Here is a 25,466-nt window from a genome sequence, read left to right as displayed (position 1 = left end):
CCTCAGGTCCGGAAATAGGCCACCAGTTCGTTGAGCTGGTCTGCCTGCGTCGCCATCGCCTGCGCCGAAGCCGTGGTCTGCTCGACCAGGGCGCCATTGCGCTGGGTCATCTCATCCATGTTCGCCACTGCCGTATTGACCTCGTCCAGGCCGGTCGCCTGTTCACGGCTGGCTGCGGAAATCTCGGCAACGATATCGGCCACCTTGTTGACCGCACCGACGATCTCCTTCAGTGCGGTGCCCGCATGCTTGACCAGATCGGCGCCCTGACGGACCTGGTTGTTCGACAGCGCGATCAGCTCCTTGATCTGCTTCGAAGCCTCGGCCGAGCGTTGCGCCAGCGCGCGCACTTCCTGCGCCACCACCGCGAAGCCCTTGCCCGCTTCACCAGCCCGCGCCGCTTCCACGGAGGCATTCAGGGCCAGAAGGTTGGTCTGGAAGGCGATTTCGTCGATCAGGCCGACGATGTCGACAATCTTCCGCGCGCTGTCCTCGATCTGGTCCATGGCGGTGACGACGTTGCCGACCACGCTGCCGCCACGATCCGCGGTCGCCCGCGCCGTGGCCGAGAGCTGGTTGGCGGCTTCGGCGTTTTCGGCATTGTGCTTCACCGTCGAGGTGATCTGATGCATCGCCGCCGCCGTCTCCTCGAGACTGGAGGCCTGCTGCTCGGTGCGGCCGGCCAGGTCGGTCGATCCCGACGAGATTTCGCCAGCCGCATCGCGCACCGTGCGGGCGGCCTGGGAAATCTTCTGCATCACGTCGGACAACTGCTCCGCCGTCTGGTTCACATTCCGTTGCAGGGTGGCAAAGACACCCTGGAATTCGCCATTCACACGGTTTGTCATGTCACCGCGCGCCATACCGTCGAGCGTATGGTTCACCGCATCGACTGCGCCGGAGAAATTGTCGAGCAGCGCGTTCACGCCCTCGGCCAGCTTCCGCATCACGCCCTGCAGCGGCGCAACATCGATCCGCTGCGACAGGTCGCCGGCCGCGGCCGCGGCAACGATCAGGCCCACGGAACGGTCGATCATTTCTTCCTGGCTCACGCGTTCCCGTTCAAAGGTGACGCGGCCTTCCTCGACCTGCTTCTGCAGTTGTTCGTTTTCCAGGCCGTTCTGCCGGAAGATCTGCACCGCGCGCGCCATGTCGCCCACTTCGTCCGTCCGCTCCAGTTCCTGGATCGGCGTGCTCCATTCGCGCTTCGAGATGCGCGCCATGGCGCCGGTCAGGTTGGTGAGCTTGTCGACCAGCTGGGGCCCGACATAGAACTTGGCCACGGCCAGCGCGGCCACAATGCCAAGAACGGCCAGGCCGACCAGCACCGAGGTGCCGAGCTTCACGACCGCGAAGGACGAGCCCGCAGCATCCAGCGCCGTGGCATTGGCCTTGCCCACCACCGCCTTGGTTCGCGCCGTCAATTCGGCGGCGCGCGTGCGGCTGGCCGTCAGGGCCGCGTCAGAATTCCGGATCGCCTCGGCTTCCCGCGTGCGGACGGCGAAAATGCCGTTGTCGCCGCGACCGAGCTGAACCATGCCCTCGACTGCCGCACGCAGTTCCGGCATGGCCTTCGCCTTCTGCACGTTTTCCATGCTGCGCAGCATCTTGGTCGCACGGCCCTCGAACCGGTCCTGCAGGGTGCGCAGCGACGAGGCGGTCAGCGTCTGCGCCGCCGTTTCGGTGATGTTGATGGCCGCATTGAACTCGGAGCTGAGCTCGAACAGGCTCTGCACCAGGCCGAATTCGTTGCCCAGTGCCACCATTTCGGCAGCGATCTCCTTGCTCGACTTCTTCTCGTCGACCCCGGTCAGGCCGACGGTGACATTGAACGCCATCTCGTCGAGCAGCGAGGCGACCAGCTTGCTGAAGCCTTCATTGATCTTGTCGACCTCCGCCATCAGTTGCTTGCGCCGGGCCTCGAACTGGAGACGCGCCTTCACGCCGGCATCGACCTTGACGATTTCCGCCGAGAAAGCCTCGACCATCGTGCGGATAGCCGCGATTTCCGATGCCTCGACGCCATGATCCTGCAGGCGCTGCAGCTCGACCCCGATGCCATCCTTGATCTTGGTGATCGTGGCATAGAAGCGTGCCCGGTCGGCCTCAGTTTCCGCCGCGCTCAGCGCCGGCGCGATGGCGACCAGTTCGGAACTGTGTTCGACCAGATTGAGCGAGGTGGTGACCGCGGGCAGGCTGTTCTCGACCACGCGATCAAGCTGGTTGCCGATGCTCCCGAAAAAGGCGCCGCCGATACCACTCGATACCAGCATCAATCCTGCAATGGAGAAGAAGGCGACATAGAGCTTGGCTCCGATCCCCATCTTGCGGCGCAGGAAGGCCGCCGCATGCACCCCCGCGCTGTCTGCGGCAACGTCAGTCATGATGGCTTCCCTCAAAAATCAGAAAATGCCGGCGTGCCCCATCGCATGACGGGGCACGCCGCACAGAACTACTTCAGGCTCTTCACGGCTTTGTATTTGCCGTCGTCGCCGATGACCGTCAGGAACACGGTGTCCGAGCCCTGGTTGTCATTCGCGCCGAAGGTCAGCTTGAAACCGCCGAGGTCATACTCGCCCTTCGACAGGGCATCGAGCAGAGCCGCACGGGTCGGTTCGCCGCCCAGACGATCGAGCGCCGCAATGACCAGCCGGCCGACCAGATAGCCTTCCAGCGAGATGAAGCCGACCTGCGCGGCCGGAACATGCGCCTTGAGGGCCTTCTGGTAACGGTCAACCACCGGCACCGAGGTGTCATACGGGAACGGCACGACCTGCGTCACCACCACACCGCCGCCGTTGGTCCCCAGCGCCTCGGCCAGCGGATCAGCGCCGACGAAGGAGATGTTGACGAAGGTGGCAGCGAGTTTGAGCTGCTTGGCCAGCTTGATGAACTCGGCGGCCGGCGCATAAGGCCCGATGATGACAATCGCCTGCGGGTCTTCCTTGCGAAGATCGAGCAGGCCCTGACGCACGGCCGTGGTGTTGCGTTCGAAGGTCGCCTCGCCGGCCACCTTCATGCCGCGCTTGTCCAGCGCCTTCTGGATGCCGGCCTGTCCGGCGCGACCGAAGGCGTCATTCTGATAGAGCAGTGCGATCTTGGTATGGCCGAGATCCTTGGTCAGGCGCTCGACCATTTCCTCGGTTTCCTGGAAATAGGATGCACGCACATTCACCACATGCGGCTTGTAGGGATTGCGCAGGAACTCCGCGCCGGTGAAAGGCCCAATGAACGGCACTTTCTTTTCGGCCACGATGGGCTCCACCGCCGCAGAGGTCGGCGTACCGACCGGACCGACCAGGGCAAACACCTTGTCGTCGTCGAGCAGCTTGCGTGAGGCTTCGGCCGACTTGTCGGGTTCGTAGCCGTCATCGCGGGCAATGAGTTCGAGCTTGCGGCCCTTGACGCCGCCAGCGGCATTGGCCTCACCGAAAGCGGCGAGGATGCCATCCCGCATGCCGGTGCCCAGGCTGGATGCCGGGCCGCTGAGCGGTGCGGCCTGCCCGAAGACGATCTTGTCGGCCGCGACGCCAGGATCTGCCGCCGACGCATCGTATACGGCAGATACGGCCAGAAGGGCCGCCAGGCCCCAGATTGATTTTTGCATTGAATGTCTCCCCCTGCTGAACTCGCTGATCATGGATCGACTGCAGCTCTTTACAGTCGGCTAAACAGTCGACTAACCCGCCTTTTGGCAATCACCCATTAAGGTCAGGCCGGGCTTCCGCCCAAATGACACGCACTTGCAAAAGCCCTGTTTTCTGCTCGGATAAGGCTTCTTCTGAACCTGTGCGGAAATGTTAGCGACAAGCGCCCGCATTCATGGCGTTAAATCCCAGTAACATTGAAACTGTTATCGCCTTTGTCACGCCATAATGTTGTCTCTATACAGAGCGATCATTCGGGAGTACCTGTACGCTGAAACTCGGATCCCGACCCGGGATCGCATTGGGGAAGCCTTTATCCATGCGCCTTCTGTCGCGCTTTTTCCTGCTGATGTTCCTCGCCGTGATCGGCGTGATCGGCGCCGGCGTCGCCGGCCTTGTCGGCCTGTGGTATTACGGCCGCGACCTGCCTGACTATCAGCAGCTTGCCAATTACGAACCGCCGGTGACGACGCGGCTGCATGCCGGCGACGGCCGCCTGATCGCGGAATATTCGCGCGAGCGTCGTCTCTTCGTGCCGATCCAGGCAATCCCCAAGCCGGTGATCCAGGCCTTCCTGTCGGCCGAGGACAAGAACTTCTACGAACACAGCGGCATCGATCCGATCGGCATCGCGCGCGCCATCGTACAGAATGTGGCGAACCTGGCGCAGAGCCGCCGTCCGGTCGGCGCCTCCACCATCACGCAGCAGGTGGCGAAGAACTTCCTGCTGGGCAACGAAGTGTCGCTTGGCCGCAAGGCCAAGGAAGCCATCCTTGCCTTCCGCATCGAGAAGACCTTCAGCAAGGACAAGATTCTCGAGCTGTACCTGAACGAAATCTATCTCGGCTCGGGTGCCTATGGCGTGGCCGCCGCCGCGCTGGTGTATTTCGACAAGTCGCTTTACGACCTCACGCTGCCCGAGGCCGCCTATCTGGCCGCCCTGCCCAAAGCGCCGAGCAACTACAACCCGGTGCGCCACCTGGACCGCGCCAAGGCGCGCCGCGACTGGGTGATCGAGCGTCTGCAGGAAGACGGCGTCATCACCGTCGAGCAGGCGCGCGCCGCCATCGCATCTCCGCTGGTCGCGCTGGCGCGTCCGGATTCCGAACTGGCGCGCGCCGACTGGTTCGCCGAGGAAGTGCGCCGCGATCTGGTGCTGAAATTCGGCGAGAAGGGCCTGTATGAAGGCGGCCTGAGTGTTCGCACCACCATGGACCCGAAGCTGCAGGCGCTGGGCGAGCGCGCGCTGCGCGACGGCCTGGAAGCCTATGACCGCCGCGCCGGCGGCTGGCGCGGCCCACTGGCCAGGCTGCAGCCCACTGCCGACTGGCGCACGCAGCTCAGCGCCATGCCGCCCTTCCCCGGCCTTTCCGCCACATGGCGTGTCGCCGCCGTCACCGCCGTGGAAAACGACAGCGTCGCCCTTGGTTTCAGCGATGGCAGCAAAGGCACCCTGCCCTATGCCGGCCTACGCTGGGCGCGCAAGAAACTGGGCCCTGATCATTTCGGCCCGGTGCCGCGCTCGCCTTCGGAAGTCGTCAGCGTCGGTGACGTGATCGCCGTACAACCGCTGGAAGCCGGCAAGCCGCAGAGCGGCTACAGCTTGCGCCAAATTCCCGAAGTCGGCGGCGGCCTGGTCGCCATGGATCCCCACACCGGCCGCGTGCTGGCGCTGGTCGGCGGCTTCGATTTCAAGATCAGCCAGTTCAACCGCGCGACGCAGGCGCTGCGCCAACCGGGTTCGTCCTTCAAGCCGATCGTCTACACGGCGGCGCTGGATGCCGGCTTCACGCCCTCATCGCTGGTGCTGGATGCGCCCTTCGTGCTGGACCAGGGTCCGGGCCTGCCGCTGTGGAAGCCGGGCAACTACTCCAACCAGTTCTATGGTCCCTCCACGCTGCGCGTCGGCATCGAGAAGTCGCGCAACCTGATGACCGTGCGCCTGGCCCAGGCCATCGGCATGGAAAAGGTGGTCGACAACGCCAAGCGCTTCGGCGTAATCGACAACATGCCGGCCATGCTGTCGATGTCGCTGGGCGCGGGCGAAAGCACGCTGATGAAAATGACCACGGCCTATGCCGAGCTGGTCAATGGCGGCAAGAAGATCACGCCGACCCTGATCGACCGCGTGCAGAACCGCAACGGCATCACTGTCTATCGCCATGACAGGCGCGACTGCACCGGCTGCCTGGCCGACTGGAGCAGCCAGAGCGAACCCGCTCTGCCCGATACGCGCGCGCAGGTGATCGACAGCGTCACCGCCTATCAGATGGTGTCGATGCTGGAAGGCGTGGTGCAGCGTGGCACCGGCATCCGCATCCGCGAGCTGAACAAGCCGCTGGCCGGCAAGACCGGCACCAGCAACGACAGCATGGATACCTGGTTCATCGGTTTCAGCCCCGACCTCGCGGTCGGCGTCTTCATCGGCTACGACACGCCCAAGGACATGGGCAAGCGCGAGACCGGTTCATCCGTCTCGGTGCCGGTGTTCAAGGATTTCATGGCCGAGGCCCTGCAGGGCAAGCCGAACATCCAGTTCCGCGTACCGCCGGGCGTGCGCCTGGTGCGCGTGCAGGCCGAAACCGGCGAACTGGCCCGGCCCGGCGACCGCAATGTGATCCTGGAAGCCTTCCGTCCCGGCACCGAGCCCCAGCTGGGCGAACGCGCCGCCGTGCTGGACGGCTCCATGCAGGCCGAGCGCGACAGCATCTCGGGCGTGGGCGCCTCTGCAGGCTCTGCGCCGATCTCGGGCACAGGCGGTCTTTACTGAAGACCGGCCGCCTCTACCAGGAACAAAAAAGCCGCGCCCTGAACAGGCGCGGCTTTTCTTTTGTCCGGCGAGGCTTATGCCTTGCGCAGATACGGAATGGTGCCGGCCAGATCGCTGTCGTCGACCATCTGGAAACGGCTGTCGCTACCGGCCTTGCGCGCTGCGGCGAAGGACGCGTATTGCGGATCGGCCGCGAAGGCATTCGCCGCCGCCGCGTTCGGGAACTCGATGATCGCGATCAGGGTCGTATCCAGCGGCTTGCCTTCCATGGTCACGACATTGCCGCTGCGGGCCAGATACTTGCCACCATGCTTGTGCACAAGATCGTGAACCGACGCGGCATAGGACGGCACCCAGTTGTCGTTCGTCACTTTGATATCGGCGATTACATAAACAGTCATTGCATTGAAACTCCTGAGGGATTGTGCGGTGCGCGGGGGAATCCGCGGCCGGCGCGGCACTCTGTCAGACGTATGACGAAGCCCTCCAGTCCTCGATCTGTATCCGGGCAATACAGTTTCTGTACTGTGCGCGACACGGCGGCGCGCCTATGGTCCCCCCGCTTTTGAATGGAGACCGTCATGACCCAAGCCGGATACAAGCAGTTCTGCCCCGTCGCCATGGCTGCCGAAGTGTTGTGCACACGCTGGACCATGGTACTGCTGCGCGAACTGATCGCCGGATCGACCCGCTTCAACGATCTGCGTCGCGGTGTGCCGAAGATGTCGCCCACGCTGCTGTCGCAGCGGCTGAAGGAACTGGAAGCCGCCGGTCTGCTCGAGCGCTGCAAGGTGAAAACGGAAAAAGGTGTTTTCGAATATCGCCTGACTGCAGCCGGCCGGGACCTGCGCCCGGTGGTGGAAGCCATGGGCTTCTGGGGTCAGCGATGGGTGGAGGCGCGTCTCTCTCTCAGCAACCTGGATGTCTCGCTGCTGATGTGGGACATGCGGCGGAATCTCGATCCGACACCGCTGCCGGAACGGCGGGTGGTCATCGAGGTGATGTATTCCGACCTGCCGGCCTCGAAGCGACAGTGGTGGCTGGTGGTGGAGCCCCATGGCGAGGTGGATCTGTGCTGGTCTGATCCGGGCTTCGACGTCGACCTCTATGTCTCGACCGACCTGTGCACCATGACCGAAATCTGGATGGGTTTACTCACGGTGAAAAAGGCCGGCAGCAGGATTACCCTGACCGGCGCCCGCGAGATCGCCAGCACGATGCAGACCTGGCTGGGCCTCAGCCCCTTTGCCGTGGAACGCAAGCGCGCGGCGGCTTAAGGGTTGGAAACCGCCCGGTCCAGCCTGCCGGAGACCGGGCTAAGCCCTTGGAACAACAGGCCGCTTGACACCCTCAGGCGGCCTCTTTATACGCTGCCTTCGGCGGGCGGTTAGCTCAGCGGTAGAGCACAGCATTCACATTGCTGGGGCCACTGGTTCAATCCCAGTACCGCCCACCATTTATCTTAAATATCAAATACTTATATAATAGTTTGTCAAGCAGATTAGTCCGCGCCTAAAGCGCTGCGCGAAAAGTTAGTCGGGCTGCCGGCCGTGAATCTGCGTGAGAACTGGTGGTGCTCAGTAAAAGCATCCGTGCCCCAAGTCATATGCCTGATTCAGGAACGGACTCATTGATAGTTATTGTATCTGTTTTTGAGGTTCCGCAGCACAATCTCACCGACTTGGTGCCCAATGATCATGTGCGATTCCGCAATCTTCAACTCCGCAAGCAATTGCGCAGGATCGGCTTTGCGTTCTGCTGCATATCCACGTTGAACTGCAGCTTGTGCTGCATCCTGCATTGAAATGAATTCTAGGATTTCGGCCCCCAGACGCCCCATGATCCATAGGCGCCCCGCATGCTGGCGAAGGTCATCTGGTATCGGCAGCGTGAATCGTCGCAATAGAATGCCATGCGCAGCAACAGGCCCTTGCAGGCGGCCATGCAATTCCGTGACGTAATCTTTCAAGGGCGTGCGGATCATAATCGCTATACCGAGACCTTCATTGAACTGGTCTCGCGTCGCCGCAACTTCTCGCCGACGCTCCTGCCAAACAGCAATCATCGCCGCACCCAATACACCGGCAATTGTACCAATGCCCTGCGCCCAGGCCGCCGCCGTCTGATCCTTCCATATGGTAACAATTACTGCCCCGATCGGATCAAGTGCAGCAGGATCAAGCGAAATGATGACGATCACGCCAATAATTGCGGCTATGATTAAGCCTTCCCAAAGTTTGATGGTGCGTTTCTGAGTTGCAGTGCCGATTGCCGCTGTCATTTCTTGGCCCCCATTCGACTTTAGCCAAGATATATTCGATCATGTGAATGTCCGCACTGGCTTTGCTGGGATTTCAGCGCAGCGAGAAGGATTCCGTCGCTTCCACATCGAAGGAATAGGCGACCAGCGTCACGCCGGCCGGAATGCTGAGCCGCGAATAGCGCAGCGTCTGCGAGGTGATACGGCTCAGGTCAGGCTGGCCCTTGCGCAGCAGTTCCGAGACATGATTGTGCAGGAACTGGCCATAGGCGCGGTCGCTGAGCGTACGCAGGTCGCGCCCCAGGATGGTGCGATCGACATTCACGGCATGGGCCGCCGCCGATCCGCCGCAATGCACCGTGCGGATCGAGTCATCGGCCTTGATCATGATATGCACATAGGCCAGCAGGCCGCGTTCGCCCAGGAATTCCGGCAGCGAAATGCCGGCATTGCGAATATCGGGCGCCGCTTCCAGCAGGCGCAGCGCAATCGCATTGCCATTGGCCGAACTCATCGGCAGCGGCTGCGCCGCCCAGCCCTGGGGCTGGCGCAATTCGTCGATCAGGCCCGGAAAGCCGATGGTGGCGAAATACTCCTCCAGCGCCTCGACCTCCTGGAACAGGATCGGCTCGCGCCCGGCCCGCTTGTCGGCCAGCACCGCCGGCATCAGGCCGATGGAACTGGCGATGTCCTCGGCGCGCAGGCCGGCGCGCTCGGTCCGCCACAACAGCGCGGTATCGAGACGCTCGGCCAGACCGGCCTGCAGCGACGACTTCAGCGGCCTGATCTTCTCGTTCATGGGGTCTGTATTGTCAGGGAAATCCACCGCCACTATCGGACTGCCGTCCCGGCGGCACAATCCCCCGACTAGGCTATCTGCCGACAGTCCGGCCATGGCGGCCGCTGCAGCGCAGCACAGGCTCTGCTTGACTCTCCATGCGACGCTCTTTAGGTAAATCGATTTAGTAAATCGATACACAAACAAGAAACCGTCAGGGAAAAGGAAACATCACCATGTCGCTTTCACGCCGCAGCTTCATCAAGACCGGTACCGGGGTGGCCGCCGCCTCGCTCTTCGCCTCGCCCGCCATCCTGGCCCAGGCCGCGCCAATCACCTTCCGCGTCTCGTCCTCGATGCCGATCGATCCCAATGCCGCGCATCACGTCTGGTTCGACCTGTTCCAGAAGAACCTGAAGGCCAAGGTGGGCGACAAGATCCGCCTCGACTTCTTCCCCAACAGCCAGCTCGGCAAGGAAGCCGACGTGGTGCAGCAGGTGATCATCGGCTCGGTCGACATGATGATCACCGGCTCGTCGATCTGGGCCACGGCAGTGCCGGAACTCGGCGCGCTCGATCTGGGCTTCCTGTTCGACAACTACGCCCATGGCGCCAAGGCGCTGGATACCGGCGTAGGCAAGACCTTCGAGAGCATGCTGGACGAGCGCAAGGGCATTAGCGTGCTGGGCTGGGGCTTCCATTTCGGTGCCCGCAGCGTCTACACCCGCGCCAAGGCCGAGAACCTGGCCGGCCTGAAGAACGTCAAGCTGCGCGTGCTGCCGGCGCCGGCCTTCATCGAGACCTTCAAGATCATGGGCGCCGTGCCGGTGCCGATCCCGGTCAACGAACTCTACACCGCGCTGCAGACCGGCGTGGTCGACGGCTTCGAACATGATCCGGCCACCGTGCTGTCCAACCGCTTCTACGAAGTGGCCAAGTTCTGCCTGCGCACCGACCATCTGTTCAGTCCGATGATCTGCGCCCTGGGCAAGCGCGGCATGGCCAAGCTGACCAAGGACACCAAGGACGCCTTCCTGGCGGCCGCCAAGGAAGCGACGCTGGCCGAACGCGCCATCGCCGATGCCAAGGCGACCGAGGCCATGAAGGAACTGGAAAAGCTGGGCGTCACCTTCACGCCCTTCCCGGCCGCCGATCGCGCCGCGATCGCCAAGCCGATCTCGGAGACGCTGTATGCGCAGTTCATGACGCAGTATCCGACGACCAAACCCGTCTTCGACGCCATCGCCAAGGCGCGCGGCTAACAGACAGAACGGTCAAAAGCCCGGCCCTGCGGATCACACCGCGGGGCCGGCGCTACAAAGGAAACATACCGACATGAACAGCATGGCCACAGACGCGCCGATCCTTTACCACCATTACGGTCGCGGCGGCGCCGTGCTGCGCAATGGCCTGCATGTGATCGAGCATATTGCGGCCTTCGCGCTGCTGGTCGACGTGCTGGTCGTCTTCACCTCCGTGATCTTCCGCTATTTCCTGCATGACCCGGTGGACTGGGCCGAGGAGGTGGCGCGCGCCCTGATGGTGGCGCTGGTCTTCTTCGGCGCGGCCACCGCGCTGGGCCGCAGCCATCATGCCGGCATCGATGTCTTCCGCGCCGCCTTCCCGCCGCACTGGCAGGCCGCCCTGGTGCAGACCGGCCGCTGGATCGTGGTCGGCGTGGCGCTGGCCCTGCTGGCAACGACATACTCTTTACTCGAAGAAAGCGCCGGCCAGACCACGCCGCTGGGCCTGCCGCATGGCATCTATGTCTACCCGGTGCTGCTGGGCAGCCTGGCCATGACTGTCTTCGCACTGGCCAATGCCTTCGAGGCACCGCGTAGCCTGGCGCTGGGCACGCTGGTCGGGACCATCATCTTCTGCGCCGCCATCTGGGCCTGGCACAGCCTGCACTGGGCTTCGGCGCCCTCGCCGCTCGTCCTGCTGCTGGTCGGCTTCATCGGCAGCGTCGTCATCGGCGTGCCGATCGCTTTTGCGCTGGCCTTTGCCTCTCTGGTGTATTTCCTCGCCGATCCCTCGCTGCCGATGGTGATCTATTCGCAGCAGGTAGCGGCCGGCGCCGATCACTTCGTGCTGCTGGCGATTCCCTTCTTCGTGCTGGCTGGCCTGGCCATGGAAGCCAACGGCATGTCCTCGCGGCTGATCGAGCTGCTGCTGCGGCTGATGGGCCGCATGCGCGGCGGCATCAACCTGATCACCATCGTCGCCACCGCCGTCTTCTCGGGCATCTCGGGCTCGAAGCTGGCCGATATCGCAGCCGTGGGCGGCATCATCATGCCGGCCGTGCGCCGCAGCCGGCAGGACCCCAACGAGACTGCAGGGCTGCTTGCTTGTACAGCCGTGATGGCCGAGACCATCCCGCCCTGCGTCAACATGATCATCTTCGCCTTCGTCGCCAATGTGTCGGTCGGCGGCCTGTTCGTGGCCGGGCTGGTGCCGGCGGCCTTCCTGGCGCTGCTGCTGGCCGCCGTCGCCATCTGGTTCGGCGGCAAGGTCGACCCGCAGTATCTGAAGGCCAGCGACCGCTCGATGGCACAGCTTGTGGGCGGTTCGCTGGTCGCGCTGATCATGATCCTGATGGTCGGCCGCGGCGTCACCGCCGGCGTTGCCACCTCGACGGAAGTCTCGGCCTTCGCCGTGGTCTATGCGCTGGTGGTCGGCGGTCTTGCTTTCCGCGAACTGACGGTGCGCGTCACGCTGCGGCTGTTCGTGCAGTCCTCGGCCATGGCCGGCAGCATCCTGTTCATCGTGGCGGCGGCCTCCGGCTTTGCCTATGCGTTGACCATCGAGCAGATCCCGACGCTGATCTCGACCACGCTGATCGAATTCGGCCGCAACTACGGCAGCATGATGTTCGTCATCGTGGCGACGCTGGTGATGATCTTCTTCGGCGCCGTGCTGGAAGGCGCGCCAGCGCTGATCATCTTCGGCCCGCTGCTGACGCCCATCGCCGCCCAGCTCGGCGTCAACCCGCTGCATTTCGGCACCATTATGGTGATCGCCATGGGCTTCGGGCTGTTTGCTCCCCCTGTAGGGTTAGGCCTGTTCGCCACCTGCACCATGACCGGCACGCGGGTCGAGGATGTGGCGCGGCCAATGGCCAAGTATCTTGCCATCCTCGCGCTCGGGATCGTAATACTGATCGTGTTTCCGTCCTTCTCGCTCTGGCTTCCGGCGCAATTCGGTATGCATTGATCATGTCCACCATCAGCGACGTCGCCCGGCTCGCCAAAGTCTCGACCTCGACGGTCTCCAACGTGCTCAACGGTCGCACCGACCGCATGAGCAAGGAGACGCTGAGCCGGGTCGAACAGGCCGTGGCGCAGCTCGGCTTCCAGCCCAACCGCGCCGCCCGCCAGCTCAAGACCGGCCAGGCGCAGCTGTTGGGCCTGCTGGTGCCATCGATGGCCAACCCCTCCTACGGCCTGCTGGCGCGCGAGATCGAAACCGTGGCGCAGCAGCAATACGGCTATCGCGTCATCGTCGCCAATACCTACCGCAAGGCCGAGCAGGAACGCGCCTTCCTCGATGACCTGTGGTCGCAGGGCGTGCGCGGCGCCATCGTCATCTCCTCGCTGGCCGATGAGGCGCATTTCGAGGAGCCGGTGGCGCGCGGCCTCGCCGCCGTCAGCTATGACAGCCATGCGCGCCGCGATCGTCAGCCGATCCTGGATTACGTCTCGGCCGACAACGTCGCCGGCGCCGGCCTGGCCGTGCAGCATCTGGCCGAGCATGGCCATCGCACCATCGCCTTCCTGACGCCGTCCGGCTGGACCTTCAGTCGTGCCGAAAAACGCGAAGGCTTCCTCAATGCCGCGAAAGCCGTCGGCATGCAGGCGGTGATCATCGCCGGCAGCACGGCGTCGCATTACGCCGACGAGGAAATGGCCGAACTGGGCCAGAGCCTGGCTGAGCCGCTGGTGAAGCACCCCGACAAGCCGACTGCCGCCGTCGCCATCAACGACATGATGGCCGTCGGACTGATGGCGGGCCTACGCGAGCGCGGGCTGACGCTCCCCGACGACATGTCGGTGGTTGGCATGGACGGCATTCCGCTCGGGGCTTACACGGCGCCGCCGCTGACCACCGTGCGCCTGCCGCTGCCCGAACTGGCGCGCACCATGGTCGACCGCATCATGCTGCGCCTGAAAGAGCCCGACACGATGCCGGAAGAATTCCGCTTCAAGTCCACGCTGCTGGTGCGCGGCTCGGTCGCCCCGCCGGGCAAGCCGCGCCGCAGCCTGTCCCATTGATCGAGTTTCATGATGCGTATCCTGCTCTGCCACACGCCTGATGCCCTGAAGAATTATTACGGCGAGGAAGCGCTGGCTGCGCTGCGCAGGCATGGCGAGGTGCGGCTGCATGACGGTGCCGCGCCGATGACTCCGGCCGAACTGATCGCACGCGCCCGCGACTGCCAGGTGATCGTATCCGACCGCCAGACCACCGGCCCGGCCGAAATCTTTATGGCTTTGCCCGATCTGGTCGCCTTCGTGCGCTGCGCCATGGATATCCGCAACATCGACCTGGATGCCGCCAACAAGGCCGGCGTTCTGGTGACACGCGCCACCGCCGGCTTCATCGATTCAGTGGCTGAACTCGCCATCGGCTTCATGGTCGATCTTTCAAGGGGCGTGAGCAGCGCCGTGCAGGCCTATCGCAGCGGCCAGCCGCCCGCCATCCGCATGGGCGTGCAGCTCTCGACCTCCAGCGTCGGCATCATCGGCTATGGCGCCATCGGCCAGCGGGTGGCGGCCCTTGCCCATGCCATGGGCATGACGGTGCTGGCCACCGATCCCGCCGTGACGATCACGGAGCCGCATGTAGAACAGGTGACACTGTCGCACCTGCTGCAGGCGTCAAAGTTCGTGATCTGCCTCGCGCCGGCCAATGCGCAGACCGAGAATCTGATGAACGCGCAGGCCTTTTCCGCCATGAAAGCTGGCAGCTATTTCATCAACCTGGCGCGCGGCGAACTGGTCGATGAGGCAGTGCTCGCTCAGGCGCTCGACTCCGGCCATCTCGCCGGTGCGGCGCTGGATGTCGGCCGCGCACCGGATCAGATGCCGTCGCCTTTTCTGGCAAACCGCACCGACGTGATCGCCACGCCGCATATCGGCGGGCTGACCCCGGCGGCGACCCAGCATCAGGCCTTCGATACGGTGCGGCAGGTGAAGGCTTTGGTCGAAGGCAGGATGCCGGACCTCGCCGTCAATCCAGATCAGGCGACGCGGCTGAAGCGTCTCGGCGTTACGGCCTGACGGCGGGTGTTTCGAGCGCCATGCCCTTGGCGCGATCAGCCAGATACAGTTCCAGCTCGATCATCTCCGGCGCACCGTAAGCGAACGGCTCGGCGCGCACACCAGTCATGCAGTTGCGCAGGCGGCGCTGCAGCGAACCCATGCCCTGCCATTCCAGGCGGTAGATCGGATAGCCGGTCGGATGCGCCTGCGGGATCGGGCTGCCGGCCAGCCGCTTGCCCCAGTTGTCGTCATGGCATTGCGCGCAGGAGAAATTCAGTTGCCCCATCGGCGTGGAGAACAGCGCCTTGCCGCGTTCGCGCGTCGCGGCCAGACGCGGATCGTCAGGCGGCGCTATGGGCATGCCTTTCGACTGGTGGCCGATATAGGCCGAGAGCCCGAGCAGCGGCCGGCTTTCGGGCTCAAAGGCCGGCTGCTGCTGATGGGTCTGGCGGCAGAGATTGATGCGTTGTTCCAGATCAATGGCCTTGCCGCTTCTGTCGTCAAAAGCCGGATAGCGCGCGGCGACACCGCGCATGCTGACGGTGGCATCATTATGACACCCGCTGCAGGCCTTGGCAGACGCAGACGGCGCTTCGCTCCACAGGCTTTCGCCATCGGCGACCCAGAGCATGCCCGAGTTGAACGTTTCATCTTCCTGCATGGCCTGGGTCTCGCGGCTCATGAAGGTGAAGCCCGAGCGGCGCTCGGCTTTGGGGATGTCGGCAGCCACAGCGGCTGTCGCCGCCAGGCCCATCACGGCCAGCAGACCGCGTCGGATCATGTCACGGCAATGGTCATGGTCTCAGTCTGGCTGAAACCGTTGTCGCCTTCCCAGGTGAAGGTGATCGGCCCGCTGGCGGTGGCGATGGTGGTGAAACCGATAAAGGGATTGGCGGCCGTGGCCGGATGGAAATCGGCACGGAAGATTTCCTCGCCGGCATAGCGGCAGATGAATTTGCGCAGGATGTCGCGCGGCACGATCCTGCCATCCACGCCCGGCCGGTAGCCGGTTTCCATGACATGGGAAATCATCGCCTTGATCTCGATGATCTCGCCCTTCTTCGCCGTCTTCGGCACGCTGATGAGAGCTCTGGCCATGGGCGTCACTCGATGCAGGCGGCCAGGGTGACGATCACGTCGACCTGGTCGGAACGGAAACTGCCATCGCTGAACGCGCCAATCGCCGTCACACGCTGCGAGGTAGCCAGCCGCATGCGGGTCGTCACCGTGGCACGGCCGGCGCGCGGACCGAGATGGAAGGTCGCCACATTGGGTTGCGGATTCTGTTCGGTGAAGATGGCAAAGGCACGCACATGATCGGCCTGAGTCATCGGACTATCGGCCTTCAGCGTGACCGAAACCGAATTGCCGTTCTCGACCAACGGCGGCAGGTCGAGCTTGACGCGGCCCGGCTGCACCTTGGCGCCGCCGGTGAATTCAGCGATCACATCCGCCAGTTCGGCCGGCGTGGTCGACCATGCAGGTCGAACCACCAGCAGACTGGCTGCGCCGGCCATCGCCATACGTCGCGTGATGATCAGGCCTGTGTTCACTCGCGCAATCCCGTCAGAAACGCCACAACATCCTCGATCTCGGCCGCCGTCAGCACCGGCTGGTCGCGCCAGGCGGCGCCGACATGACTGAGGCCTTCGATACGATAGTAAGATGGCATGATGGTGTCCGGGTTCAACCGTCTGGAATCCACAATGCGCAGGCGTAATTGCCCTTCCGACCAGCGCGCCCCCGCGCCATTCAGCGGCGGCGCCAGGTCACCCTGGAACCGCTCTTCCGGGAACGGCCCGGTATGGCAGAGCAGGCACAGGCCCTTCTGCCGGCTGGCGACGATGGCGCGGCCGCGCTGCGCATCGCCCGGTTTCCCGGTCAGCGAGAGCAGGATCGCATCGCCTGTTACTATGTAAGCGACCGGCGGTTCGGCCCTGGCAGACAATACCGCCAGGGCCAGAACGCCGGAAACGACAGCCGTCCGAAAAATCACGCCGACTTCAGATCGGTGTTCTTCATCGGCAGGTCACGGATGCGCTTGCCGGTGGCGGCAAAGATCGCGTTCAGCACCGCCGGTGCGGCGACGGCGATGGTGGGTTCGCCTACGCCGCCCCAGAAGCCGCCCGAGGCCACGATCACCGTCTCCACCTTCGGCATCTCGTCGATGCGGATCATCGGATAGGTATCGAAGTTCTCCTGCTCGATGCGGCCATTGGCCACCGTGCATTCGCCGTAGAGCGCCGCCGTCAGGCCATAGACGAAGGAGCCTTCGACCTGTGCCGCGATCTGCTGCGGATTCACTGCATGGCCCGGATCGGTGGCCGCCACGATGCGGTGCACCTTGATCTTGCCGTCCTTGCCGACCGAAACCTCGGCACAGGCGGCAACATAGGAGCCGAAGCCCATGGTCTGGGCCAGACCGCGGAAGATGCCGGCGGGTGCGGGCTTCGACCATTCGATCTTGTCCGCCACCGCATTCAGCACCGCGAGATGCTTGGGGTGATTGGCCATCAGCTTGCGCCGCAGCGCCAGCGGATCCTGTTTGGTCTCATGCGCCAGCTCGTCGATGAAGCTCTCCAGATAGATGGCATTCTGGTTGAGATTCACGCCGCGCCAGAAGCCCGGCGGCACATGCGGGTTGCGCATGGCGTGGTCGATCAGCAGGTTCGGGAAGGTGTAGCCGATCGAGGCTTCCGCACCGCCCGCCGGATTGAGGCCCTGGAAGACCACCGGATCAAGCCCGTTGCGGATGTTCTGCGGGAAGATGCCGGCGACGATCGACTGGCCCGAGATGCGCATATGCAGCCCGGTGATCTCGCCCTTATCGTCCAGCCCCGCCGTCATCTTGCACTGGGTGACCGGATGATAGCGGCCATGAGTCATGTCTTCTTCGCGCGACCAGATCAGCTTGATCGGCGTGCCGGGCATTTCTTTGGCGATGGCAACCGCCTGACGCACCCAGTCATGCACCGCGCCGCGCCGGCCGAAACCGCCGCCGAGATGCAGCTTGTAGACTTCGCACTGCGCCGGCGGCAGGCCCGAGGCTTCCGAGGCCGCGGCCAGCGCCGCCTCGCCATTCTGGGTCGGCGTCCAGACCTCGCAACGCTGTGCCGTATATTTCGCCGTGGCGTTCATCGGCTCCATGGTGGCGTGGTTTTGGTACGGATAGCTGTAGGTCGCGGTGACAGTCTTGGCCGCGCCCTTCAGCGCCGCTTCGACATCGCCGACCTTGTTGCCAACGGCCGCTTCCTTGGCATCCAGCCCTTCCTTCAGGACGGCGGCGATGGTGGCGCTGGAAACCTTGGCGTTCGGCCCCTCATCCCATTCGATGGTCATGGCATCCAGCGCGCTTTTCGCCCGCCACCAGGTATCAGCAACCACGGCTACCGCGCTGTCACCCACCTGGACGACCTTCTTCACGCCGGGCTTCTTCATGGTGCCGGCCGCATCGAAGCTCTTCACCTTGCCGCCGAAGACCGGGCAGTCCTTGATCGCGGCATTCAGCATGCCGGGCAATTGAAGATCGACGCCATAGACCTGCTTGCCGGTCAGCTTGTCGACCGTATCCAGGCGCTTCACCGGCTGGCCCGCGATCTTCCAGTTCTTCGGGTCCTTCAGCGGCACATCGGTGGGCGGGGTCAGCTTGGCGGCGGCATTAGCCACCTTGCCGTAGGTGGTCTTGCGGTTCGACGCCTTGTGCGTGATCACGCTTTTCTCGACCGTGCATTCGGCCGCCGGGACTTTCCACTGTTCGGCCGCGGCCTGCACCAGCATCATGCGCGCCGCCGCACCGCCTTTGCGAACATAGTCATGCGACTCACGGATGCCGCGACTGCCACCGGTGGAGAAATTGCCCCAGGCGCGGTTGCGCGCGAGGTTCTGGCCGGGTGTCGGATATTCGGTGGTCACCTTCGACCAGTCGCATTCCAATTCTTCGGCAACGAGCTGCGCCAGACCGGTGAGCGACCCCTGCCCCATTTCGGAACGGGCGATGCGGACCACCACGGTGTCATCGGGCTTGATCACCACCCAGGCGTTGATCTCGGGCGCCGGCGCAGGCGTCTTTTGCTGCGCCGAGGCAAAGGGGATATGGAAGCCGACGGTGAGACCGGCGGCGGCGGACCCGGCAATGAAGCCGCGGCGGGAGGGAGTCATAACGTTCATGATGGTTCTCCTTCCCTGCGCTTACGTGCGGCCACGAGTGGCGGGCGCACTGCCTGCCATCTCGGCTGCCTGGTGGATCGCGCTGCGCACGCGGTTATAGGTACCGCAGCGGCAGATATTGGTGAGTTCGGCGTCGATATCGGCATCCGTCGGCTTGGGCTTCGACTTCAGCAGCGCGGCGACCGCCATGATCATGCCGACCTGGCAGTAACCGCATTGCGGCACGTCCTGGGCCAGCCAGGCCTTCTGCACCGGATGCGAGCCATCGGGCGACAGGCCCTCGATGGTGACGATCTTCTGCGCCTCGGTGAAAGCCGAGGCCGGCATGGCGCAGGAGCGGACGGCCTCGCCATCCACATGCACGGTGCAAGCGCCGCACTGGGCGACACCGCAGCCGTATTTGGTGCCCGTCAGCTTGAGCTGCTCGCGGATCACCCAGAGCAGCGGGGTATCCTCCTCGGCTTTGAACTCGCGCACTTTGCCATTCACGTTGAGCTTGGGCATTGCTGGTCCTCCGGATCCGCGACAGAAAGTCGGTGGGGTTGGACGTGGGCCGTCCATTATGGGGTGCACATATTACAACTCAGCCGCCCCCGTTTGCCCTAGAAAATTCGGGGCACGGAAATGTGATGCTGCAGTGCAATCCGCATGGTTCCCCGCAGGTGACCATGAACGTTGCCCATCCGGTGGTAGTGCGCCTGTTTTTTAGTCGGCAGTCCCGGGCTTTAGCTGCGCCGCTTCGCTCGCAGTTTCAGGGTCTGCAGCAGCATGGCATCACGCTCGGCGCTCAGTTCGGCAATCGAGCGACCGGCAGCTTCCGCTTCCACGCCCTGCACGATGGCGGCCTTCACCTCTTCACTCAGCTGCGGATTGCCAAGCGAGGCCCAGCGCTTTTCCTGGCTGGGACCGAGATGGTCGAGGTAATGCCGTATGCCGCCGTCGCCGCCGCCCAGGTGATAGGTCATATGCGCCCCCTGGATCGACCAGCGCAGGCCAGGACCTTCGACCAGCGCCTTGTCGACGGCCTCTACGTCGGCGATGCCCTCGGCGACGATATTCACGGCCTCCCGATAGAGCGCCGAGGCCAAACGGTTGGCGATATGGCCCGGCGCTTCACGCTTCATGCGCACTGGCACCTTGCCCAGAGCCTCGTAGAAGCCGATCACACGCCGCACGATGACGTCATCGGTGCCGAAGATTTCAACCAGCGGCACCAGATGCGGCGGGTTGAAGGGATGCGCCACGACGATCTGCGCCGGCTTCGATACGCCCTGGGTGAGATCGGACCAGGCGAAGGACGAGGTGCTGCTGGCGATCACCGTATCAGGCGCAGCATTGAAGATGTCGTTGTACAGGCGGCGCTTGAGTTCGATCTTTTCCGGTGCATTCTCCTGCACCAGATCGGCGTCAGTGACGGCGGCCGACAGCCGCTTGAACAGTTTCGCCTTGCCACGCCCGCGCAAGCCGAGCTGCGCCAGCTGTTTCCGCGCCGCCGCCATGCGCGGCCGGAAGGCTTCCAGCGCCGCCGTATCCGGGTCCCAGACCGCAACGTCGATGCCGCCGGCGGTGAACAGCGCCGCCCAGCTCGCACCGATCAGACCGGCACCGACAATAGCCACGCGCTGCACGGGCAGGGTCTTCTCTGCTGACATGATTCAATCCTTTTGGAGATCAGGCGCTGGCGGCCTGGGGGAAAACCTTGGCGACGAAGCGCGGATAGGTCTCGCCGATCTCGGCGGCGATGCGGCCGCGCATCAGGGCCAGCGTCGCCGCGTCGGGTGCGGCCGTCTGCGGCACATGATCGGGGCAATCGAAATCGAAGCCGGTATTGTCGCGCACTTCCTCGACCGTGTGACCCGGATGCACGCTGTCGAGCCGGAAGCGCAGCGTCTGTTTGTCGAAACTGAACCAGCACAGGTTGGTCAGCAGGCCAATCGGCCCGCCCGGCCGATAGGTGCCGTCATTCTTCGGGCCGGCCGAGGAGATGAAATCCACCTTCGGCACCAGCACGCGCCGCGAATGCTCTTCGCGGAACAGGATGACGCGTGGCACCAGATAATAAAGGTAGCCCGAACCGAACGAGCCGGGCCAGCGCACATCCGTCTGCGGATACTGGCCGCCAGCACCGACCAGATTGATATTGGCATGACCATCGATCTGGCCGCCGCCGAGGAAGAAGGCATCAAGACGCCCTTGGGCTGCGATATCGAACAGCTCGACGCCGCCATCGCAGAAGAAGTTATGGCGCACGCTGCCCAGGATATTGATACGCAGCTTTGGATCGCGGGCCCGAGCCAGCAACGCGCCAGCACCGGGGATCGGCGAAGACGATCCGACCGCGATGATGCGGCAGCCCTGCAACAGGCCGGCAATGGTATGGATCAGCAGTTCCTGGCGGCTGAAACTCATTCGGCAGCCCGCCGGTCATGCACATAAGTCTGGAGGTAGCGCCGGAAGCCCTCGTCCGTCTTCGCCAACTCGCCGTATTCACGCAGATGCGCCTCGTCGTAATCGTACAAGTCCCACAGGCTGAGCGGCCAGGCACCGCGCGGGGCGATCGCCACACCGCCGATATAGGCCGCGCTCAATGTGCCGGCGGCAGACTCTTCCGTCGCCAGCAGATCGACATCGCGGATCTCTTCCACCGTCACCAGCGTGGTGACCGCGGCATGCGCCATCGCCACCAGCTCGCGCCGACGACCGATAAAGACATTGCCGTTACGGTCGGCATAGGGCGCATGGAAGATCGCGACATCGGGGCGGATGGCCGGCAGCAGCACGATCGGATCGGCCTTGTCCTCGAAGGGATTGCTGATCACTTTCCAGTCGGGCCGGTTGGCCAGCAGATCGGTGCCAAGCAGACCGCGCAGCGGCATGAAGGGCAGTCCCTTGCCGGCGGCCTGGATGGCGGCATGGATGGCCGGGCAGGTCGCATCCATCATGCGGAAAGAACCGGCCTTGAGCGCGGCGGCAAACCGGGAAGCCGTGCCGTATTCGCCCAGCGTGATGGCCGAGGTTTCCAGCGCGGCGACGCAGCCGGCGCCGATCAGCAGTTCAGCCTGCAAGCCGGAAACCGGCACGCCGACCAGATGCAGATTGCGGATGCCGCGCCGGATCATGGCATGGGTGAGCGCCATCGAGACGCCGGAATAATCCGGCGGCACAGCGATCTTGGCACCGTCGGGGATCATCGCCGCAAGCTGGTCGAGACCGGTCATGGCGCCCTCCTGTTGCTTCCTCTGATCCTATTTAGGGGCAACAGGACGCGTCGTCTATACGTCTCCGGCAGCCAGAGCGCCGGCTCAGGCCGTACGCCTCGCCTTTGCGACCTTCGGTGTCTTTTCTTCCAGCAGCAGCGCGGTGAGCGCCGCCACCTTCGGCTGCACCGGCCCCTTGCGCGCGATCAGCAGCGTGCGGGCCTGATGGAACGGTGATGTTAGCGGGTGCACACCCAGCCGCGCTTTTTCAGCATAGGTGTCCAGCACGCTGCGCGGCATCAGCGCAACGCCCATGCCGACCACGGCGCAGCCCAGCATGGCATGATAGGACGACAGTTCGATCACGCGCTCGATCGGCACATTGGCCCGTGCAAACCAGGCCTCCAGCCGTTCGCGATGCGGACAGCCGGGATGGAAAGCCAGCATGCCGCGCATCTGCACATCACGGGGCGCCTTGATCGGTGGATGCCTCACATCCGTCACCAGCACCAGCTCCTCGGTAAAGACGCTGACGGCATCGAGGCGGTTGTCACTGACCGGTTCGGCCACCAGCGCGGCATCCAGCTCGCCGGCCAATACCTGGGCGATCATCTCGCGCGGTTGACCGCTATGCAGTTCGATGGTCACCCCGGGATATCGCTGGTGATAGATGCTCAACGGTGCCGGCAGGCGCACGGCAGCCGTGCTTTCCATGGCCCCGATGCGCAGAAGTCCATGCGGCGTGGTCTGGTGCAATGCCTCGCGGGCACGGTCGGCCATCGCCAGCAGCTCCTCGGCATGCTCGAGCAATACGCGCCCGGCGGGGCTGAGCTGCATCCGCTTCCCCTCGCGCAGGAACAGGTCGACCTGCAGGTCTACTTCCAGCTTCTTGATGCGCGCGGTGATGTTGGACTGGACGCGATGCAGCTGCCGGGCCGCATGGGTGATGCCGCCAGCCTGCACCACGGCGCGAAAGATGCGCAGATCGGACAATTCCATGTTCTCATCCTAAGATGGATATAATCATTATTATTCATTTTACGTGATTTACAGGAAATCGCAATATCCGCCTGCCGGCCGCCCCTCCCCATGGCCCGCGAAAGGATACCCATCATGATACTCGTTGCTTTCCGCAGCCGGCTGCGGGCCGATGCCAGCGTTGCCTATAAGGAGATGGCGCAGCAAATTGCGCCTCTCGCCGCCTCCATGCCCGGCTATATCGCCCATAAGGCCTTCGTCGCCGAGGATGGCGAGCGGGTCACGCTGGTCGAATATGAAAATGAAGCCGCGATGCAGGCCTGGGGCCGGCATCCTGATCACCTGACCGCCAAGGCGGCGGGCCGGCGTGAGTTCTTCGAGAATTACCGCGTGCAGGTTTGCCAGGTCCTGCAGGATCGTGGCGGCAGCAGGCCGACACCAAAAGCTCCGGCCACGAACGCAAACGAGCCGCCGGCGCCGGCAGCTCGTTCTTTACCCAATCCCCTGGACCTGATGCTGTCGCTGCGTCAGCGGCGCTGGCAGCGCGGCTGATCAGAAGGTCATGCGGATGCGGGCCAGCGCATTCCAGACATCCAGATCCTGGCGGCCGAGCGAGTTGTAGGCCAACTCCATCGCGCCGCTCCACGGACCGGTGGAGAAGAACTCGATGCCGGCGCCAATCTGGCCGCCGGTATCGTCGTCGCTGGTGAACTGGCCATTGCCGATCGCCTGCCCGGCGGGATGCTTGAAGTCATATTCGCCCTGCAGGCGGATGTAAGGCATCATCGTTTCCGTGGCGTAGCCGACGCGACCGCCGGCATAGAGGCGGCCGAGACGGATATCCTGCTGGGCGACGGCAACGCCGTTCGACTGGGTATAGCCGTCCTGGTCTTCCTTCATGTAGAGCACGCCGACCTTGGGCAGGAAGCGCCAGTTGCCGCTGCGATAGATGGCATTGGCGCTGCTGTTCGCGAACCAGCGCTCGGCATCGAAGCTGCCGGCGACCGTGTTGTTGCTGCCGCGCACGTCATAATCGAGCCAGCTGTAGCCAGCGGAGAAATCCACCGACCAGGTATCGTCCAGCTTGACGCCGACATAGGGCGCCAGACCGAAGCCCTTGTTTTCCAGACTGCCGCGCCCGCTGAGGAAGTTGGTGTCGATATCCAGGCTTTCGAAGGTGAAGGCCACGCCCAGCAGCACCCGGCTGGTGACAAAGCGATCATAGCCGACGATCAGGTTGGTCAGGCTGCCGTCGAAGGCCGCACCGGCCGTGCTCTGCTCGACATCGGTATAGCCGGCCTGGAACCAGGCGCCATTGGGACGTTCAGGCATGGCGGCAGCTGCCGTCGTGCGACTGGAGATATTGTTGCCGGTGTTCTGCGTCGACTGTCCCGCCGAACGGGAAGCCGGATCGTTGGACTGGGCAGCCGCCGGCCCTGCGGCGCTGATGGTCATCGTCATCAGCCCCAGACCGGCCAGGACCGCGATCACACTGCGAAACATGATATCCCCCGAAGTACTTGTGAGAAATCTGAACGCGGAGAAACAAAAAAAGTTCATCCGCACTGACCAGGCCGGTTTCAGCCATGGCTGGGCCCGCTGTCATGGCCCGCGATTTCCAGGATCAGCTTGCGCCGGACTGCCGCTTCGAAGGAGGTGTAGTCGCGGGCCGGCACGATGAAAGAGCCCGGACCGCCAATGACATATTTTTCGTAATAGTCGTCGATATCCGGCTCCATATGCAGGATCGGCAGGCCGTTGATGATGATGCCCGCGGCCACGGCGGCATCGCGCGCCTCCATCGGGGCTGGTCCGGTGTTGTTGCGGCCGTCGCCCGAGATATCGATGACGCGCCGCGTGGTCTGCACCGGCGCCTGGTCCAGCATGCGACGACCGAATTCGATGGCCCCCGTGGGCGAGGTGCCACCACCGAAGATGACGCGCTCGGCCCGTTCCATGAGCGTGGCGAAACCGGCGATATCGGCATCGCTGCGCAGGATGGTCCAGGGCAGCACGGGCGTCTGCAGGCTGTAGCCCGACCACTGGAAATAGCAGACCGCGATGGCGCCATGGATGCCGGAGCGAATGGCCTGGATAACCTGGCGATTGCGGAAGGCCTCGGCGTACCCCTTCTGCTGCAGCGCGTAATGCTCGGCATGGACGCTGCCTGAACAATCGGCCGCCAACACCAATGCAAGATCGACGGCTTTAGGCTGGGCCCGCAGCGGCCAGGGCAACATGGCTGCTGCCACTGCATGGCCCGCCCCGATCAGGAGTTTTCTCCGGTGGGGTCTGCAATGCGGATCACTGTTGTCAGCGCGGAACGGCATGCGCGCTCAGGATAGCAAGAAATGGCGGGACGTGGCGAAAGCCTGCGGCCGCCGGCTGGTAAACAATCCGTTAAGAGC

The 25,466-nt window shown here is 63.9% G+C and carries 24 protein-coding genes and 1 tRNA gene; 8 read left to right on the top strand and 17 right to left on the bottom strand.

The annotated features are described in order from the left end of the window. Positions 1-2: 2 nt before the first annotated feature. Complete coding sequence (locus tag AC1RRE_RS08675) at positions 3-2,384, bottom strand: methyl-accepting chemotaxis protein (protein ID WP_492980725.1); 2,382 nt, start codon at positions 2,382-2,384, stop codon at positions 3-5. A gap of 68 nt (positions 2,385-2,452) precedes the next feature. Further along, a complete protein-coding gene (locus tag AC1RRE_RS08670; protein WP_492980724.1) occupies positions 2,453-3,607 on the bottom strand; it encodes an ABC transporter substrate-binding protein in 1,155 nt (384 codons plus the stop codon). A gap of 359 nt (positions 3,608-3,966) precedes the next feature. On the opposite strand from AC1RRE_RS08670, the gene AC1RRE_RS08665 reads away from it, so the two are divergent. Continuing rightward, positions 3,967-6,417, top strand: a complete 2,451-nt coding sequence (locus AC1RRE_RS08665) for a penicillin-binding protein 1A (protein WP_492980723.1) — start codon at positions 3,967-3,969, stop codon at positions 6,415-6,417. A 74-nt stretch (positions 6,418-6,491) separates the two neighbouring features. Here AC1RRE_RS08665 and AC1RRE_RS08660 read toward each other — a convergent pair whose 3' ends face one another. Continuing rightward, entirely contained in the window at positions 6,492-6,818 is a 327-nt protein-coding gene (locus tag AC1RRE_RS08660; protein WP_492980722.1) for a DUF1330 domain-containing protein, read from the bottom strand. A gap of 180 nt (positions 6,819-6,998) precedes the next feature. On the opposite strand from AC1RRE_RS08660, the gene AC1RRE_RS08655 reads away from it, so the two are divergent. Beyond that, positions 6,999-7,694: a winged helix-turn-helix transcriptional regulator gene (locus AC1RRE_RS08655; RefSeq protein ID WP_492980721.1), complete on the top strand. Its 696-nt coding sequence runs from the start codon at positions 6,999-7,001 to the stop codon at positions 7,692-7,694. A 104-nt stretch (positions 7,695-7,798) separates the two neighbouring features. Further along, positions 7,799-7,873 (top strand) — tRNA-Val (locus AC1RRE_RS08650). A gap of 171 nt (positions 7,874-8,044) precedes the next feature. Here the strand turns inward: AC1RRE_RS08650 and AC1RRE_RS08645 are convergent. Next, entirely contained in the window at positions 8,045-8,698 is a 654-nt protein-coding gene (locus tag AC1RRE_RS08645) for a hypothetical protein (RefSeq protein ID WP_492980720.1), read from the bottom strand. Between the two features lie 73 nt (positions 8,699-8,771). Further along, positions 8,772-9,476 carry a hypothetical protein gene (locus AC1RRE_RS08640; RefSeq protein WP_492980719.1) on the bottom strand — a complete coding sequence of 235 codons (705 nt, stop codon included), beginning with the start codon at positions 9,474-9,476 and terminating at the stop codon, positions 8,772-8,774. Between the two features lie 215 nt (positions 9,477-9,691). On the opposite strand from AC1RRE_RS08640, the gene AC1RRE_RS08635 reads away from it, so the two are divergent. From AC1RRE_RS08635 to AC1RRE_RS08620, 4 genes are all read left to right on the top strand, one after another. Further along, positions 9,692-10,717, top strand: coding sequence for a TRAP transporter substrate-binding protein (locus AC1RRE_RS08635; RefSeq protein ID WP_492980718.1), 1,026 nt, complete (start codon positions 9,692-9,694; stop codon positions 10,715-10,717). Positions 10,718-10,790: 73 nt separating this feature from the next. Next, positions 10,791-12,668, top strand: a complete 1,878-nt coding sequence (locus AC1RRE_RS08630; protein ID WP_492980717.1) for a TRAP transporter large permease — start codon at positions 10,791-10,793, stop codon at positions 12,666-12,668. A gap of 2 nt (positions 12,669-12,670) precedes the next feature. Next, entirely contained in the window at positions 12,671-13,726 is a 1,056-nt protein-coding gene (locus AC1RRE_RS08625) for a LacI family DNA-binding transcriptional regulator (RefSeq protein ID WP_492980716.1), read from the top strand. A 9-nt stretch (positions 13,727-13,735) separates the two neighbouring features. Then, positions 13,736-14,734, top strand: coding sequence for an NAD(P)-dependent oxidoreductase (locus tag AC1RRE_RS08620; RefSeq protein ID WP_492980715.1), 999 nt, complete (start codon positions 13,736-13,738; stop codon positions 14,732-14,734). Here the strand turns inward: AC1RRE_RS08620 and soxA are convergent. The 10 genes from soxA to AC1RRE_RS08570 all read right to left on the bottom strand — a co-directional run bounded on the left by soxA (position 14,724) and on the right by AC1RRE_RS08570 (position 23,079). Beyond that, positions 14,724-15,497 carry a sulfur oxidation c-type cytochrome SoxA gene (soxA, locus tag AC1RRE_RS08615; protein WP_492980714.1) on the bottom strand — a complete coding sequence of 258 codons (774 nt, stop codon included), beginning with the start codon at positions 15,495-15,497 and terminating at the stop codon, positions 14,724-14,726. The genes AC1RRE_RS08620 and soxA overlap by 11 nt on opposite strands. Next, the gene (locus AC1RRE_RS08610) at positions 15,494-15,814 is read right to left on the bottom strand and encodes a thiosulfate oxidation carrier complex protein SoxZ (protein WP_492980713.1); all 321 of its coding nucleotides are present in this window, start codon (positions 15,812-15,814) and stop codon (positions 15,494-15,496) included. Before AC1RRE_RS08610 ends, soxA begins: the two co-directional genes overlap by 4 nt. Before the next feature lie 5 nt (positions 15,815-15,819). After that, positions 15,820-16,269, bottom strand: a complete 450-nt coding sequence (locus AC1RRE_RS08605) for a SoxY-related AACIE arm protein (protein ID WP_492980712.1) — start codon at positions 16,267-16,269, stop codon at positions 15,820-15,822. After that, positions 16,266-16,712 (bottom strand): sulfur oxidation c-type cytochrome SoxX, encoded by a 447-nt coding sequence (gene soxX, locus AC1RRE_RS08600; protein ID WP_492980711.1) that lies wholly within the window; start codon positions 16,710-16,712, stop codon positions 16,266-16,268. The genes AC1RRE_RS08605 and soxX overlap by 4 nt, the downstream gene beginning before the upstream one ends. Continuing rightward, on the bottom strand, positions 16,709-18,883 hold the full coding sequence (locus AC1RRE_RS08595) for a xanthine dehydrogenase family protein molybdopterin-binding subunit (RefSeq protein WP_492980710.1): 2,175 nt from the start codon (positions 18,881-18,883) through the stop codon (positions 16,709-16,711). Before AC1RRE_RS08595 ends, soxX begins: the two co-directional genes overlap by 4 nt. Positions 18,884-18,904: 21 nt before the next feature. Next, complete coding sequence (locus AC1RRE_RS08590) at positions 18,905-19,387, bottom strand: (2Fe-2S)-binding protein (protein ID WP_492980709.1); 483 nt, start codon at positions 19,385-19,387, stop codon at positions 18,905-18,907. A gap of 221 nt (positions 19,388-19,608) precedes the next feature. Next, entirely contained in the window at positions 19,609-20,535 is a 927-nt protein-coding gene (locus AC1RRE_RS08585; protein ID WP_492980708.1) for a 3-hydroxyacyl-CoA dehydrogenase NAD-binding domain-containing protein, read from the bottom strand. A gap of 19 nt (positions 20,536-20,554) precedes the next feature. Next, complete coding sequence (locus AC1RRE_RS08580; protein ID WP_492980707.1) at positions 20,555-21,292, bottom strand: CoA-transferase; 738 nt, start codon at positions 21,290-21,292, stop codon at positions 20,555-20,557. Next, positions 21,289-22,101: a CoA transferase subunit A gene (locus AC1RRE_RS08575; RefSeq protein ID WP_492980706.1), complete on the bottom strand. Its 813-nt coding sequence runs from the start codon at positions 22,099-22,101 to the stop codon at positions 21,289-21,291. The genes AC1RRE_RS08580 and AC1RRE_RS08575 overlap by 4 nt, the downstream gene beginning before the upstream one ends. A gap of 84 nt (positions 22,102-22,185) precedes the next feature. Then, on the bottom strand, positions 22,186-23,079 hold the full coding sequence (locus AC1RRE_RS08570) for a LysR family transcriptional regulator (RefSeq protein WP_492980705.1): 894 nt from the start codon (positions 23,077-23,079) through the stop codon (positions 22,186-22,188). Positions 23,080-23,193: 114 nt separating this feature from the next. On the opposite strand from AC1RRE_RS08570, the gene AC1RRE_RS08565 reads away from it, so the two are divergent. Beyond that, positions 23,194-23,610 (top strand): antibiotic biosynthesis monooxygenase family protein, encoded by a 417-nt coding sequence (locus AC1RRE_RS08565; RefSeq protein WP_492980704.1) that lies wholly within the window; start codon positions 23,194-23,196, stop codon positions 23,608-23,610. Here the strand turns inward: AC1RRE_RS08565 and AC1RRE_RS08560 are convergent, their stop codons facing one another. Together AC1RRE_RS08560 and AC1RRE_RS08555 are read right to left on the bottom strand one after the other, a co-directional pair. Then, entirely contained in the window at positions 23,611-24,561 is a 951-nt protein-coding gene (locus AC1RRE_RS08560) for an autotransporter outer membrane beta-barrel domain-containing protein (RefSeq protein ID WP_492980703.1), read from the bottom strand. It lies immediately after the preceding gene. Between the two features lie 77 nt (positions 24,562-24,638). Continuing rightward, positions 24,639-25,298, bottom strand: coding sequence for a DUF1194 domain-containing protein (locus tag AC1RRE_RS08555; protein ID WP_492980702.1), 660 nt, complete (start codon positions 25,296-25,298; stop codon positions 24,639-24,641). Positions 25,299-25,466 lie beyond the last annotated feature (168 nt).

It is taken from the genome of Ferrovibrio sp. GW821-FHT12D07 (assembly GCF_058807275.1).
Note: the sequence above shows the minus strand (reverse complement) of the source record. Positions and strands in the feature narration are given on the sequence as shown.